The organism is Mesoplasma melaleucae (assembly GCF_002804105.1).
GTDB lineage: Bacteria > Bacillota_I > Bacilli_A > Mycoplasmatales > Mycoplasmataceae > Mesoplasma > Mesoplasma melaleucae.
Window position 1 is genome coordinate 624,085 of the sequence record NZ_CP024964.1, and the last position, 15,351, is coordinate 639,435.

Below are 15,351 nucleotides of genomic sequence, written 5' to 3' on the forward strand. Positions count from 1 at the left end.
CTCCTTGTTTTATTAAGTATATTTTATCAACTAATTAATAAAACATTTAAATTTGCAATAAAAAAGTAACTCTTTACAGAATTACTATTTTAATTAAAATCTAAAAAACTAATTATTTAGATGCTTTAGCTGATCTTTTTACTTTTGCATTTTTTAATTCATCTGCTTCAACTGCTTTACGTAATTCTCTAGCCATGTTTGGTGAGATTAAGTTGTTGATTAAGAAACTTGAAATTGATAAGTAAATTCAAAATCCAACTAATGTAGAATCGTTAATTGCTGCGAAAATTTCTACCATGTTGTGATCTGATGGACCATATAATGACATAAAGTTTGAAACAGTAGCGATTGTCCATGCGATCATTGGTAAAATGATACCATCAATTAATAATTTTTTAGATAAAGTTTTGTGTTGTTTGAAACTATCTACTAATGTAGCAATTACATAGAAAATTAAACTTGTTGATAATACTAAGTAAGCTACTGCTGAGAATCATACTCAAATTTGAGCTGATGATCCTGGAGCAACAATATTAACTTTTGAAACACCAACAACTCCTGCTGAAATTGTAATGAAAGTTAATACATATAATGAGTAGAAGATTACAGCTGGTCTAACTAAAATATTTTTAATATTTTTGTATTGTTCATTTCTAAAAATCATTAATGCATGAGCAATAATTGTTAAAATTACTCAAGAAATGAAAAATGTTGCTGCTACAGCTAAAGTTCTAACATCACCTGCTAAATCATTAACTAATCCATTAATTAATCCTCCAACAAATGCTGAAATAATAATTGCTGGTATAAACATTGTGATTAAGAAGAAATTGAATTTAAAGATTTCTAAACTATAAATTTTTCATCCTAAATTGTTATTTGCTTTATCTTGTAATGCTTTATGGTAAGCTATTGAATATTTTGAACCTGTTGCACAGTATTCGTATCCACGTTTTAAGTCAAAGAATAATTCATCTCCACGACCGTTAATTGAACGTCTTCTTTCTTTTTCATACATTTCTTTGATTGATTCTGTAACAACTTTTGCTGAATCAGCAAAAACTGTTAAGTCTCCTTCTCTGATAAGTACTGAACAAATTTCATCCATCATAATGTTTAAGAATTCTGGTCTAAATGCTAATCCTGAGTAAGCTGCATAATCAGCTTTAACTGCTTCGAAGTTTCCTTCTGCTAATTTAGCTTGTAATCCTTCTGTAAATGAAATTGTTTTTTGGTAGTTGTATAAAACGTTTGATTGACGGTTTTTCATGTAATCTTTCATTCCAATAACTGTTCCAAATAATAATTGTTTTGTTAAAGGTATGAACATTGCGAATACCCCCCCAACTAAAATCATTTTGAATGGATCCAATAATGTTTTTAGTAATGAGTTGGCTGCCATAAATCCGTTTAATACATAATTTCCACCTTCAGGAGAATTATTTGCAGCATTAATAAGAATTTTAATAAATTCTACATTTGTAGCTCCTCCAAGTGTAAATGCATCTGAAGTTAAGAAACCTGTTGTTGCTGCTCCTCCTGATGGAACTGCAGATAAAAGATCAAGAGCTGTTAATTTTGATCCAGCTGCTAGTAATATAGCATCAAGTCCTGCTGAATCTTTAATTCCTGCAACAACTAATAATTCATCTAATGTTTTATTTCAGTTTGTTCCTGATCCCAATTGAACTCCACCGATGTTGTAAATTGCAACTGAATCAATTCAAGCTGAGTAACCAAAATAAATAACTGCAACAACTAGTAATAAAATAACTAATCTAACTGTTTTTCTCATTTTTTTATTCCTTTCTTGTAACTTAAATATTATAACAAAAAAATCGAGCAGTTTCTCGATTTTAGATTTTTTGTGCACTTGTGCCCTTATTTAATTACTATATTAACAATCTTGTCAATAACAGCAATTTCTTTAATAATCTCTTTGTCTTTAATGTAACTAATGATATTCTCATGTTTTTTAGCTAATTCAATTAGTTTATCTTTAATAGTCCCTTTTTCAACTTCAATAGTTGCTCTTAATTTACCATTAATTTGTAATGCAATAACTACTATATTTGATACTAATTTTGAAGAATCAAATTCTGGTCATGTTGCTTTTGTAATTGAAGGTTTATGTCCAAGTTTTTCTCATAATTCTTCCCCAATAAATGGAGCATAGATACTTAACATTTTTACAAACCCTTCAATGTAAGGACGATATACTGGTCCTTGATGTTTATAAACCGCATTAACAAATACCATTAATTGAGAAATAGCAGTATTGAATTTTAATGATTGAATCATTTCTCCCACTTTTTTAACAACATCGTTATATACAAAATCAAGTTTTGTATCATTAACATCAGTTAACTCAGCAGATACTACCATTCGATAAGCACGGTGAATTCATTTTAATGCTGAATCTAATCCTTCTTCACTTCATGGTAATGAAGCATCCAACGGCCCCATGAACATTTCATATAATCTTAAACTATCAGCACCATGAGTTAAAACAATATCATCAGGACTAATTACATTTCCTCATGACTTAGACATTTTTCTTCCATCTGATCCTAAAATCATTCCTTGGTTAAATAATTGTTTAAATGGTTCTTTTACTGAAGTAATACCTAGATCATATAAAACATAGTTTCAAAATCTTGCATATAATAAATGACCAACAGCATGTTCTTGTCCACCAACATATAAATCAACTGGCATTCATTTTGCGAAACGTTTTTTAGCTTCTTCACTATTAATATTAATAAACTCATTTGGTCCATCAGCTAAAATGTAAGCTAAGTAATATCAACTTGAACCAGCAGATTGAGGCATTGTATTTGTTTCTCTTTTGTATTTAACACCATCAATTTCAACATTAACTCATTCTTCTACGTTTGCTAATGGTGATTCTCCAGTTCCACTCGGTTTGATATTTTTAATTCTTGGTAATTCAACTGGTAAATCTTCAATTAGAGTAATTTCTTGATTTGGACCATATAATACTGGGAAAGGTTCTCCATAAAATCTTTGACGTGAAAATAATCAGTCTCTTAATTTATAATTTGTTTGTTCTCTTCCATAACCTTTTTCAACAGCAATTTTTGTCATAACTTCAATTGCTTCTTTTTTATTCATCCCATTTAAGAATTCAGAATTAATAATAATTCCTTCACCAATAAAAGCTTTTGCATCTGTTTTGTTTTCAATAACATTTTTTTTCTCTAAGTTATATTTAGTTGCAAACTCTCAATCTCTTTTATCATGAGCAGGCACAGCCATTACAGCACCAGTTCCATAATTAGCTAATACATAATCACTAATTCATACTTGAATTTTTTCACCTGTATGTGGATTAATTGCATAACTACCTGTAAATACTCCAGTTTTTGTTTTAGAGTCATCCTTACGATCAATTTCTGATTTATTTTTAGCAAGTTCAATATATTCTTTAACTTCATCTAAATGATCTGGGGTTGTGATTTTTAATACATCTTCATGTTCTGGAGCTAAGACAATATAACTTACTCCATACATAGTATCAATTCTGGTTGTGAATACTGGGATTTTAAGATCATTAACTTTAAAGTCTAATTCAACTCCTGTTGATTTACCAATTCAGTTTCTTTGTAAATCTTTAATTGAACTATTTCATTTTAGTTCGTCTAATCCTTCTAATAAGCGATCAGCATAATGTGTTATTTTTAAAACTCATTGACGCATTTTACGTTTAGTTACTGGATGCTCTCCACGTTCACTAACCATCATTCCATCTTTTTCAATAATTTCATCATTAGCTAGCACAGTTCCTAATTCTTGACATCAGTTAACTTCAACATCACGATTTTCTGCTAGACCTTTTTTATATAGTTGATTAAATATTCATTGTGTTATTTTGTAATAGTTTGGATTAGCTGTTGAAACTTCTTTATCAAAGTCATAACTAAATCCCATCATTTTTAATTGACGTTTAAAATTCTTAATATTTTCTAAAGTAAAATCAATTGGATCATTTCCTGTTTTTAAAGCGTATTGTTCTGCTGGTAGTCCAAAAGCATCTCAACCCATAGGGTGTAAAACATCATATCCATTCATTTTTTTATAACGTGAAAAAACATCAGTTGCTGTATAACCTTTAACATGCCCAACATGAATCCCAGCTCCACTTGGATATGGAAACATATCTAGTACATAAGACTTTTTATCTGATGTATTAGTTGTTTTATATATGTTATTTTCTTCTCAATATTTTTTTCATTTTTTTTCGATCGCTTTATGTGAAAATTCCATTTTAAACTCCTTGTAAATATAAACTATTATTAATTTTACTATTTTTATAAATAAAAAAAAGTAATAATCAAATGATTATTACTTATGATATCTAATGGTCGGAATAATTGGACTTGAACCAACGACCTCTCCGTTATCAGCGGAGTGCTCTAACCAGCTGAGCTATATTCCGAAAACAAAAATATTGTATTATTTTTACAATATTAAGTCAATACAAATAGGAAAGAAAAGTAAAAAAGATGGCTCAAGCCATCTTTTCATATATATTGCTAAAATATATAAATTAACGTTTTGAGTATTGAGGTGCTCTACGTGCTCCACGTAATCCGTATTTTTTACGTTCTTTGATACGTGCATCACGAGTTAATAACCCAACAGCTCTTAACCCTTTTCTGTAATCTTCACTAGCTACTAATAATGCTCTAGCAATCCCTAAACGAGTTGCTCCAGCTTGACCAGTAAATCCTCCACCTTTAACTCTAACAGTTATATCAAAATCTTTTTCTGTTCCAGTTGCTACAAGTGGTTGTTCTAAGTCTTGAACTAATGTTGTATATGGGAAGAATTCTAATGCAGGAACACCATTAACAATGATGTTTCCTTTTCCAGGAGTTAAGATAACTTGAGCTACAGAAGTTTTTCTTCTTCCTGTTCCTCTATAAATAACTTTTTCTGCCATTATTTGTTATCTCCTTTTTTTACAAATGTTAAAACTTCTGGTTTTTGAGCTGCGTAAGGGTGGTTTTCACCAACAAATACGTGTAATGCTCTAAATTGATTTCTTCCTTGTACATTTTTTGGTAACATCAAACGAATTGAACGTTCTAAAATTTTAGTTGCGTCTAATTCTCTTTGAACTGCTACTGTTCTTCTTCTTAGTCCACCTGGGTGCATTGAGTGGTGGTAGTATGTTTTATCTGATTCTTTTTTACCAGTAAATAATACTTTCTCAGCGTTAATGATGATAACGTGATCACCATTATTCATGTGAGGTGTAAAGTCAACTTTGTGTTTTCCTCTTAAGATTCTAGCTACTTCTGTAGATAATCTCCCCACATTTTGCCCTGCTGCATCAACGATATATCAATTCTTTTTGATATCCTTTGCAGCAATTAATGTTGTTTGTTTCATGTGCTTATTTCTCCTCTTACATTGACTTGTCCGGGGTCTTATAAGTGTAGTAAGCATATTTATTATAATACATTTGGTTTTAAAATTAAACTTATTAAATAAAACTTTTTACATAAATAGGGCTTATGTCACTTATATTTTCAATTTTTTCAAAATCTGCTAATGCATTTAAAACATAAACTTTAAAATCTACATGATCATAGTCTTTAATTATGATGTAATCTGGATATTCTGCTTGTAATTCTTTTAGCGTATCTTCATCAATCAAAAATGGTTCTTTAATAACCTTTTTATTATCATATACACTACAAAATCATTTATTTGATCTAGCATCTAATAAACTAATACATTTTTGATTACCTGCTTGAATTTTTAATGAATCAATTAAGAAAACATTGATCTGATCATTTAAAGTTTTTAAGGTCTTCACAATTGTTAAACCAACCCTAACTCCAGAGTAACTACCGGGACCTTTAGTCACATAAAAATCACTAATTTGATTTAGTTTTAAATTATGTTTATTAAGTAGATTAATTATATTAGTCATAGTGATATCACTAACTTTTTTTGTATCTCTTTGAATAAATTCTTCAACAATATGATTTTCTTCATCAATTAAGATTAAGCATAATTGTCAATTGGTTGTATCAATAAACAGTTTCACTTTAATTACTTTCTATAATGAATTCTCTTGCAGATTCATTAACCTTTTTGATTTCAATTTTAACAATCTTTTTATTTGTTAAAGCTAAATTTATATTTGTTCATCATTCAATAATGTTAATTGCATTATCAAACTCTTCAATAAACATTTCTAAATCACTTTGTTTATCTAGACGATAAGCATCCATATGATTAATTACATTGGTTTTACTTTGATATTGATTCAAAATTGTAAACGTTGGTGAAGATACATTTTCTTTAACACCAAATTGTTTAATCAATGCTTTTGTAAATGTTGTTTTTCCAGCGCCAAGATCACCAGTTAGTAGAACAAAAACTTCACCACTTAATGTGTTAGCTATTTCTTGGGCAATTTTATTTGTGTCTTGGACAGAATTTGAAATAATTGTTTTAATCATAAATAAATTATAATATTTTCAAAAAAAACTTGTTAGTAAATAACAAGTCATTTTATATTTTATAATCATTCTTTGAATCTTCTGATATATAGTTTTTTGACTAACTGTGCTAATACAATATAACAAGTTACAAATCCTAAAGCTACAAATATGAATGATCAGTGTGGTGCTGACATTTGTACTAATTCACTAATTGGTGTGAATGGTATCAACACAGCAAATGAACAAATAACGATTGTTGCAATCAACATTGATAATGAACATTTTGATTGAATGAATGGAGTTTTTTCAGTTCTATAAACTTGCATAACAGCAGTTTGAGTCATTAACCCAACTACAAATCATGAAGCGTGAAATTTCATTGCATTATCTGTTCCATCTGGTGCTTCTCCTTGGAAAGGAACTAGTTTGTATCCAAAAATTAATACCAAGAATGTTAAAATATCAAATATTGAGCTAACTGGTCCATTAATTACAGCAAACCAGATAATATTCTTGGTTGTGAATGGTCTTGGTTTTTCTAAGAATTCTTCATCAACATTATCAAATACTAATGCAAACATTACAAAGTCATATAGTAAGTTTTGTAATAATAAGTGCAATGCTAACATTGGTTCTTCTTTTGTTAAGAATAATGCAACAATAACAGATATTACGTTACCAAAGTTTGAAGCTACAGTTACTTTAATATATTTCAACATGTTAGCTAAACTTTTACGCCCTTCAACAACGGCATTTTCAATTGCCATTAGTGATTCACCTGTTAAAATCATATCTGCTGCATCTTGAGCAATATTTGATGCTTCGCTAAATGAAATAGCAACATCTGATTCTCTTAAAACAGGGGCGTCATTAATTCCATCACCCATAAATCCAACAACATGTCTTTGAACTTGTAAAGCTGCAATAATTGTTGATTTATGAATTGGTGACAATTTAACAAATACATTACCTTGTTCAACAGCTTTATATAGTTGTCTTTCATCCATTGCTTCAATGTCAGCACCTGAATATAATTTAGTAATTTCAAAATCAACATTTTTACAAATTGCTCTTGTGATGATTTCATTATCACCAGTTAAAACTTTTGTTGATATTCCTTTTGAAGCTAAATTTTTAATTAATTTTTTAGAAGTTTTTTTAGGTTTATCAAAGAAAGTTCCAAATCCATAGAAGATTAGTTCTTCTTCAACGTCTTCATCTTGTAAAACATTATGTGCAATTCCAATCACACGATAACCATCTAAGTTTAATTCATGTGTTTTTTGAAAAATTGCTTTTTTATGTTTTGCATCTAATTTTTCAATTTTCCCGTTAATAGAAATTCTGTTACATACTTTTAGAACCTCTTCAACAGCACCTTTAGTAAAAATTTCTTTATCTTTTTTTGATGTTAAAATAACAGATAAAATCTTTCTTTCAAAATCAAATGGAATTTCTCATTCTTTTGTATAGTCTTCAACATCAGGTTTTTTAATTTTTGATGATAAAACTGCACTATCAATTGGGTTTTGGAATCCTGACTGGAAGTAACTATTTAAATATAGAACATGTTCAATAAATTCAGATTTCTCTCCGCGAACACCAGTTACTTTATCTAAACTAATTTCTCCACTTGTGATAGTTCCTGTTTTGTCAGTACATAAAATATCAATTGCTCCAATGTTTTGTACTGAGTTTAAATTTTTAACAATAATTTCTTCGTTTTCAATTTTTTTATAACCTCTTGTTAAGTTAGAAGTCACAATAATTGGCAACATTTCAGGTGTTATTCCTACTGCTATTGCAATAGTAAATAATAAACCTTTTAGTCAATCATGTTGTTGTAGTCCTGCTATTAAAAGCACAATAGGAACAACTGCAATCATGAAAGCAATTAGGTATAAAGTAATTCTTTTGATTCCTTTTTCAAAAGATGAACTTTTTCTTTTTTCTTTAACTTTTTTATCAATTAATGAAAAGTAAGTGTTTTGACCAGTAGCAACAACAATTGCTAATCCACTACCAGACATTACTTCTGTTCCCATATAACCGATATTTTCATAACTTAAGTGTGATTCAAATTCTTTCTCATTTGAATCTCTTTTTTGTACAGGGAAACTTTCTCCTGTTAATGATGATTGGTTAACATATAAGTTGTTTGATCATAAAATTCTTACATCAGCTGGAATAATATCACCATTTACTAGGTATATTATGTCTCCTGGAACTAATTCATCATTTTCAATTACTTCTGCTTCTTTAATCATTCTAATTGAATTAGCATTATCTAAAGCTTTATAGTTATATGAGATATTTCTAATAACTTTAGAAGTTTTTTTATTTTCTTTAATCATTTTTTTAATAACAATATGAGATCTAACTTCTTGAACAAATGCCATTGTTCCACTAGCTAGTATCATAATTAGCACAATAATGGCAGCTACTAATGAAAATGTGTCAGGGTCAGTTGCATATTCGTAAAAGTTAAAAGCATCAATCGCCATTAATATGATATTGAATGGTGAGAAGAATGTTTTAATGATTATTAGAAAAACATTGAATCTTGTTGGTTTTAATTCTTTACCTCCAAATTTTTCTCTGTTTGTTTCTACTTGTTGGTCATCTAAACCAAATTTATTTATTTCAAATTGTTTTAATAGTTTATTATTATCTGAGTCTACGTAATTGATTAATTCAAATTTTGTATTATTATTTAATTTCTTTAGTTTTTTCATAAATTTCCTATCTACGAATGCCTAAATATGAAAAATTTTTAACGTATAAAAAATAGTGACATATAAGCACTCTTTATAATATATAATCTCTTCAATGAACTCTCGGATGGAATACTCATAATATCACCTCTTTCTTCGTCTTTGAAATTATAGCATAAATATTTAATAAACAATAATAAGAAAATTTTTAATTAAATCTTTGTACAAAACCTTAAAAACTGTTTAAAAAATCTACATCATTTTGATGCAGATTTTTTTATTTATAGCATTATTAATTATGAAACTTTTACATTTATTCTTACTTATTCAGTTCAATCATTATTTGTTCACTTAAATTTTATTGTCACATTAGTAGATGGATTAAATATTTCATGAGTATCTTTTCCACTAATTGTTCAAATAAATTTATTTTTTTGTTTGTCTTTTACTGATGTAGATACCCCAACTTTATTACCGTTATCTGTGCGGTTGAATAATTATCTAAACCTTCTTTGTAGTTTTTAATAATGAACCCTAATTCTAATAACGATTCATTTTTTAATTTTGTTTGAGTGTTATCTTCTGGCCATTTACCAACTTTTTCTAAGTATGGTAAAGCTCAAATATTTGTATTAATTGTATTTTTTTGATCTTCATCATATCTTTGATAAACTGTTATTACACTTGTGACATTAGTTTTAACATCTGATGAAACTTTAACTGTTAAATACTCTTTATCTCCTTCAACTCCAACACCAGCTTCAACTTCTGCTTTAACATTATCATTATCTGTTTTAACACTAAATGATTTTTTAGTTAGATTTTTACCATAAACTTAGAATGTATTTGTATCGGGTGTTCCCATATCATAGGTAAGTTTCAAACTTTGGTTCTAGATATAACGTACCTGCATTTGAATATAAATTATTACGTATATAACCTACTTTATAAGTTATAGATACCTTGTATTCTAGGCTAGCTTCATTTGTTCACTCAAAACTGATTTTTTCAATTCCATTAATCGAGTTAAGATCAGTCGCAACTTTTTGTTCAATTTAAATGATTCTATTACTTTTCAACTATATTCATTTTTAATATTTTCAAGTGCATTATTAATATCACTTGTTATATTGGTTTTTTCTTTTATTGCTAAATTGAAATCAGAAACGATTTCACCATTTAATTTCAATGATACTTTTAGAATTGCATTTTGTGTAAGTTTTTTTTAAAAATTTATAGAAAATTTATAGTTTAAATAAAACTTTTGTTCATTTTCAGTATCTTGTGTTAATTTTAAATCAATATAATTATTAACGTTTGAATCATTTTCACCAATATTTTCAAGTTCAGATGCAATTTCAAAATGATCATTTTTACTATTATCAAAGTTTTTAGTATGAATTTCCATTGTTTTTTCTTCATCTAAATATCATTCATTTGAATTCACTGTTGTTACTAATTCAAGTTTTGGTAAAATACTTACATTAAATACCATTGAAGTATCTGTGTCGTTTTCATCTCAAACTTTTATAGTAGAGCTTAATTTTTCATTTTTAAATTACTAATTGTAAGAATTTGATTATCATAAGAAGCTCCAACCAAATTATTTGATGAACTAACTTTAATAGTTTTTCCTAAAATATTTTTACCTTTTAATTTTAATTGAATTGAACTTGATGTTCTCATATCAATATTTTGATCATTAATTTGTTCAAATACAATTGATTGATATTTTTTAAGTGTTCCATCAATAATGAAGGACCAAAAAAATTATCTACGTAATCAATTTGTACATTATATTTAAATGATGATTCATCATTTCAATTAAAAGTTACATTTTTTATTCCAGCAATTGATTTTAATTTTTTTTCAACTTCAGTTTGTGCACTATCACTATTTTTAAATTCAATTGTTTCAAACTGTGCTTTCGCCTTTTTAATAGTTGGTTTCACATTTGCTGTAGTTCAATTGTACCTTCACATATTTCAGGCCCTAAACTTTTATTGTCATAAGTTATTTTTACAGTATATAACTGTGTTGCTCATAAATCTCATGTAATTGTAACTTGTGAAACCCCTTAAATACTTGTAAATGAAGTTTTAATAAAGTTTTGGCTTTAATTTTTGATTTATATTTACTAATATTTTCTAATACAGATTTATTTGCAAGATTTAATTTTGATGCAGTTAAATTATTTTTAATATTAATCTTAACATTTTTAATTTCTGGCCCTATTATTGAATCTTCATATGTTAAATAAACATGGTATGATAGTTGTCTTTTTACAGCTTCATTTATTTTGACTTTAAAAGTTTTGACTCCATTTAATTGTTTAAATGCATTTTCAATACTAGATACAATATAATTATTCTCTTCAAAATAAACTGTATTAAAAAATTCACTAACTTCTTCAACAGATTTAAAATTATTTAAATTTATATTTACATCAAATTCTCCATCACTAGCTTTTAATCATGCATAACTAGTTTTAAGTTTTGATTTCACATGTATAGAATTTGCTATGCTATTACCATATATTGAACCTTTAATTGAATCTAGCCCTTCAAATTTTCAATCTTTTTTATTTTGTATAAATTAATTCCTTCTTGTTTAGTATTAAATTGTTTACCATTTGCATACTATTTGATTTCAATTTTTAATAGATTTTCATTAACTTCTATATTATTAGCTGTTTTATCTTTGCTTTCTTCATCTTTAGCTTTTATTAAAGAACAAGATATAGCGGCTGTACTTGATGCTGATGCAAGACATACTGCAGCTTGTAAAGTAATTGTTTTTTTCATTTCCCTAACCTCTTTATTATTTTTGTATAATTAAAAATTAGTTGGTTATTGGTCGTATGCTTCTCATTCTATTAAATTTTGTTATTTTTGCTTTTAATAATTTAAAAGTTAAATCTTTTTCTTTAAATGTGCATGCTAAAAAATGTTTTATTAAACTAATAAAAACAATTTGAATATTTTGATCAGACTCATCATTTGTTATGTTATTTAGTTCATAATTTTCAATTCATAGTGAAAAATCAATTCTTTCTGTTTCTTGAATAATTCAATCACTTTTAAACATAAAACTGATTGTTAGAAATACTAATAATCCAATTAAAATAATTCTCATTACTGAACATACAATAATAACTATTTGAATACATGTTGGTAATGTATCGTTGAAATTACTTAAAAACAATGTTTTGATAAATTTAATTGCAATAAAAGGTATAACAAAATTAGTAATCTAAAAATTAATTTTAAATTTTTTTAGCTAATATACCAATATTTTTATTTTTTATTAGTTCTTGTTCATTTTTTAAAATCAATATTAGTGTTTCAGAAGTTAATAAAATAATTAAGATTGCTGAAATTAAAGTATTAGTTTTTTCAATAAATCTATTTATAAAAACAAAATTATCTATTTTTATAACATTAAATGAAATTAAAAAGACAAATAAAACGTACACAAAAAATACTAAATGAATAAAAAATGCATTTACTTTTTTAAAATTATTTTTTTGCATAAAACCTGCCTCCTATATTGTTAAATACATGTAATTTTACTACTTAGCAAACAAAAATAAGTTTTTTTAAGTATTTTTTATGCACTATGAATGAACTAACAAATATGAAAAATAATATCTAAAATCGTTAAGTTACAAAAAAATAGAACTAAATCCACATTTAATTCTATTTTAAGAATAAATTTTTATTTTTTAATAATCATTGATGGTTGAGTCATTTCTTTTGGAATTTCTAACCCCATAATGTCTAAAATTGTTGGTGCAACTTTAGCGATTGCTGGATCAAATTCACTTAACTCTACTGATTTATCAGTAACAATAATTGGCACTAAACTTGTTGTATGTTTTTTGTTCGGTCCACCGTTTTCATCGATCATAATTTCTGCATTACCATGGTCTGCTGTAATAACCATTACACCATTGTGTTTTAATACAAATTCATCATGAATACGTTTTAATTGTTCATCTAATACTTTAACACCTTTAACTGTTGCATCATTGTTTCCTGTATGTCCAACCATATCACAGTTTGCAAAGTTTAAAACGATTAAATCAAATTTATCTTTTTTAACTTCTTCTATTAATTTATCTGTAATTTCAACAGCTGACATTTCTGGTTTTAAATCATAAGTTGCTACTTTTGGTGAAGCAATTAAATCAATACTTGCATGAGGTAAAGTAATTTCTTCTGGTTTAGCTAAACCATTTTTAAAGTAATCATTTCCTCCATCAAAGAAGAATGTAACGTGAGCAATTTTTTCAGTTTCAGCAATTCTTAATTGTCTTAAACCTAAACTTGAAATATATTCTCCTAATGTATTTGTTAATGGAGTTGGTGGATATGCAATAAATGGTGAAGTTACACTATCTGCATATTTCATTGTTGAAACAAATCTAATTTTATCTCCAATGAAATCAATTCCTTTAAATGCTGCATCACTTCATGCTGCATAATTTTTGTTTGTCATGATTGATGCCATTTGAATAGCACGGTCTGGACGGAAGTTTGTAAAAATCATTGCATCATTTGTTTTTAATTCAGCATCAACAACACTTGCATTGTAAGCTGGAACGATCATTTCATCATCTAATCCACTTTCGTATGCTTGTTTTACATATTGAATTGGATCTGTGAATTTTGGTTGATCAACTTTTCTTTCAGTAATTGTTTTATATGCTTCTGCACTTCTTTCAAATCTTTTATCACGATCCATTGCGTAGTATCTTCCACTAATTGATGCAATTTCTCCAATGTTGTTGTTATCTTTAATAACTTGTAATAATTGATTAATGTATTGTTCAGCTACTTTTGGAGCTGTATCTCTACCATCAGTAATTAAATCAAATTTAATATTTGTTAAACCAAATTTAACTGCTGCTTTATACATAGAAATCATGTGGTTTATATGTGAGTGAACTCCACCATCTGAGAATAATCCCATTAAGTGTAATGCACTACTGTGTTCTTGTACATATTTAAATGTATCAACTAAAACTTCATTTGTAGAAAAACCATCAACTTTAACTTCATAGTTTAATTTTGCTAGAGATTCCATATTGATTCTTCCAGCACCTAAGTGAATATGTCCAACTTCTGAGTTTCCCATTTGTCCTTCAGGTAATCCTACTCATTCACCTAATGCATGTGCTTTAACTCATGGATACATTTCCATCATTTCTTTTACAAATTTTTGATCAGCATTAGCAACTGCATTACCAGCACCAGCTTCTTCAATTCCTCAACCATCTAAAATGGCTAAGATAACAGGTTTTTTAACTTTCATTTATTTTTCTCCTTGTTATTTTTTTAAGATGTACTTGTTAACAAATTCTGCAACAGCACCTTCTGTATTTTCTTTATCAATATATATTTGAGCAGCATCTTTAATTTGTTGTTCTGAATTTTTTAAAGCTACTCCAATTCCTGCATGTTTGATCATTGGTAAGTCATTCATACCATCACCCATTGCAGCAATGTTTTTGATTGGAATATTAAAGTAATCAGATAATCAATCAATCGCAAACTTTTTATTAATACCAGGCGCGTTGATTTCAGCTAGTTTTCCATCGTTTGTTGAGATGTTTAAATTAAGATCAGCCTCAATTTGGTTATAAAAATCATAATTACCATGAAATCCTAAGATTTTAAAGAAATTAAAATTAAAGTTATCTTTAACATCATCATAAATTAAATATTCTCCGTCAAAGAATCTTCCTTCTCAGTGGCATTCTTCATTATTAACATCAGCTACTTTTTTTGAAAGAATAACTGTATTTAGATCATCTACATATCCTCATAAAATGATTTTTGTATTTTTAGCTGCTTCAAATAACTTTTTAGCTTGGTCAGATTTAATTGGATTACTTTTTAAAACTGTTTCAGTATTTAAATCATAAATACATCCAGCGTTACATCCAATTAAAATTGCATTTTCTTCGGCCAAATTATGTTCCTTTAAATTATTTGGTTTTGCTAAAACTGGTCTTCCAGTAACAAAAGCTACTTTAGTACCAATTTTTATAGCATCTTGTAATGGTTTAATATTAGATTCAATGATATTTCCCATATTATGATAAGAAGTACCATCCATATCTAAAACTAAAAGTTTGATTTCGTTCATTC

General features: G+C 27.5%; 17 protein-coding genes and 1 tRNA gene. 1 reads left to right on the forward strand and 17 read right to left on the reverse strand.

Annotation, left to right across the window (positions count from 1 at the left end; all coding sequences use genetic code 4):
• Positions 1 to 112: 112 nt before the first annotated feature.
• The 8 genes from EMELA_RS03280 to mgtA form a co-directional block, all read right to left on the reverse strand.
• Positions 113 to 1,795 carry a hypothetical protein gene (locus EMELA_RS03280; protein WP_028124278.1) on the reverse strand — a complete coding sequence of 561 codons (1,683 nt, stop codon included), beginning with the start codon at positions 1,793 to 1,795 and terminating at the stop codon, positions 113 to 115.
• An 86-nt stretch (positions 1,796 to 1,881) separates the two neighbouring features.
• Positions 1,882 to 4,287: a leucine--tRNA ligase gene (leuS, locus tag EMELA_RS03285; protein ID WP_028124279.1), complete on the reverse strand. Its 2,406-nt coding sequence runs from the start codon at positions 4,285 to 4,287 to the stop codon at positions 1,882 to 1,884.
• A gap of 95 nt (positions 4,288 to 4,382) precedes the next feature.
• Positions 4,383 to 4,459: transfer RNA gene (locus tag EMELA_RS03290), tRNA-Ile, on the reverse strand.
• A 111-nt stretch (positions 4,460 to 4,570) separates the two neighbouring features.
• Positions 4,571 to 4,966, reverse strand: a complete 396-nt coding sequence (rpsI, locus tag EMELA_RS03295; protein WP_028124280.1) for a 30S ribosomal protein S9 — start codon at positions 4,964 to 4,966, stop codon at positions 4,571 to 4,573.
• Positions 4,966 to 5,418, reverse strand: coding sequence for a 50S ribosomal protein L13 (rplM, locus tag EMELA_RS03300; RefSeq protein ID WP_011183391.1), 453 nt, complete (start codon positions 5,416 to 5,418; stop codon positions 4,966 to 4,968). The genes rpsI and rplM overlap by 1 nt, the downstream gene beginning before the upstream one ends.
• 94 nt (positions 5,419 to 5,512) lie before the next feature.
• Positions 5,513 to 6,082 (reverse strand): tRNA (adenosine(37)-N6)-threonylcarbamoyltransferase complex dimerization subunit type 1 TsaB, encoded by a 570-nt coding sequence (tsaB, locus tag EMELA_RS03305; protein WP_028124281.1) that lies wholly within the window; start codon positions 6,080 to 6,082, stop codon positions 5,513 to 5,515.
• Between the two features lies 1 nt (position 6,083).
• Positions 6,084 to 6,569: a tRNA (adenosine(37)-N6)-threonylcarbamoyltransferase complex ATPase subunit type 1 TsaE gene (tsaE, locus tag EMELA_RS03310; RefSeq protein ID WP_232501299.1), complete on the reverse strand. Its 486-nt coding sequence runs from the start codon at positions 6,567 to 6,569 to the stop codon at positions 6,084 to 6,086.
• Positions 6,560 to 9,217 carry a magnesium-translocating P-type ATPase gene (gene mgtA / locus EMELA_RS03315; RefSeq protein ID WP_028124283.1) on the reverse strand — a complete coding sequence of 886 codons (2,658 nt, stop codon included), beginning with the start codon at positions 9,215 to 9,217 and terminating at the stop codon, positions 6,560 to 6,562. Before mgtA ends, tsaE begins: the two co-directional genes overlap by 10 nt.
• 665 nt (positions 9,218 to 9,882) lie before the next feature.
• Here mgtA and EMELA_RS04550 point away from each other — a divergent pair.
• Positions 9,883 to 10,029 (forward strand): hypothetical protein, encoded by a 147-nt coding sequence (locus EMELA_RS04550; protein ID WP_156932118.1) that lies wholly within the window; start codon positions 9,883 to 9,885, stop codon positions 10,027 to 10,029.
• A gap of 392 nt (positions 10,030 to 10,421) precedes the next feature.
• On the opposite strand, the gene EMELA_RS03325 is transcribed toward EMELA_RS04550, so the two are convergent.
• From EMELA_RS03325 to EMELA_RS03355, 9 genes are all read right to left on the reverse strand, one after another.
• Positions 10,422 to 10,691: a hypothetical protein gene (locus EMELA_RS03325; RefSeq protein WP_028124285.1), complete on the reverse strand. Its 270-nt coding sequence runs from the start codon at positions 10,689 to 10,691 to the stop codon at positions 10,422 to 10,424.
• 44 nt (positions 10,692 to 10,735) lie between these two features.
• Positions 10,736 to 10,882: a hypothetical protein gene (locus EMELA_RS04555; protein WP_156932119.1), complete on the reverse strand. Its 147-nt coding sequence runs from the start codon at positions 10,880 to 10,882 to the stop codon at positions 10,736 to 10,738.
• A complete protein-coding gene (locus EMELA_RS03330; protein ID WP_028124286.1) occupies positions 10,855 to 11,178 on the reverse strand; it encodes a hypothetical protein in 324 nt (107 codons plus the stop codon). Before EMELA_RS03330 ends, EMELA_RS04555 begins: the two co-directional genes overlap by 28 nt.
• 37 nt (positions 11,179 to 11,215) lie before the next feature.
• Positions 11,216 to 11,701, reverse strand: a complete 486-nt coding sequence (locus tag EMELA_RS03335) for a hypothetical protein (protein ID WP_028124287.1) — start codon at positions 11,699 to 11,701, stop codon at positions 11,216 to 11,218.
• Between the two features lie 134 nt (positions 11,702 to 11,835).
• Positions 11,836 to 12,000, reverse strand: a complete 165-nt coding sequence (locus EMELA_RS04560; protein WP_156932121.1) for a hypothetical protein — start codon at positions 11,998 to 12,000, stop codon at positions 11,836 to 11,838.
• Positions 12,001 to 12,037: 37 nt separating this feature from the next.
• Positions 12,038 to 12,331: a hypothetical protein gene (locus EMELA_RS03340; RefSeq protein ID WP_028124288.1), complete on the reverse strand. Its 294-nt coding sequence runs from the start codon at positions 12,329 to 12,331 to the stop codon at positions 12,038 to 12,040.
• Between the two features lie 130 nt (positions 12,332 to 12,461).
• The gene (locus EMELA_RS03345) at positions 12,462 to 12,728 is read right to left on the reverse strand and encodes a hypothetical protein (RefSeq protein WP_028124289.1); all 267 of its coding nucleotides are present in this window, start codon (positions 12,726 to 12,728) and stop codon (positions 12,462 to 12,464) included.
• A 185-nt stretch (positions 12,729 to 12,913) separates the two neighbouring features.
• Complete coding sequence (gene gpmI / locus EMELA_RS03350) at positions 12,914 to 14,512, reverse strand: 2,3-bisphosphoglycerate-independent phosphoglycerate mutase (protein ID WP_028124290.1); 1,599 nt, start codon at positions 14,510 to 14,512, stop codon at positions 12,914 to 12,916.
• A gap of 15 nt (positions 14,513 to 14,527) precedes the next feature.
• Positions 14,528 to 15,349 (reverse strand): HAD-IIB family hydrolase, encoded by an 822-nt coding sequence (locus EMELA_RS03355; protein WP_028124291.1) that lies wholly within the window; start codon positions 15,347 to 15,349, stop codon positions 14,528 to 14,530.
• Positions 15,350 to 15,351 lie beyond the last annotated feature (2 nt).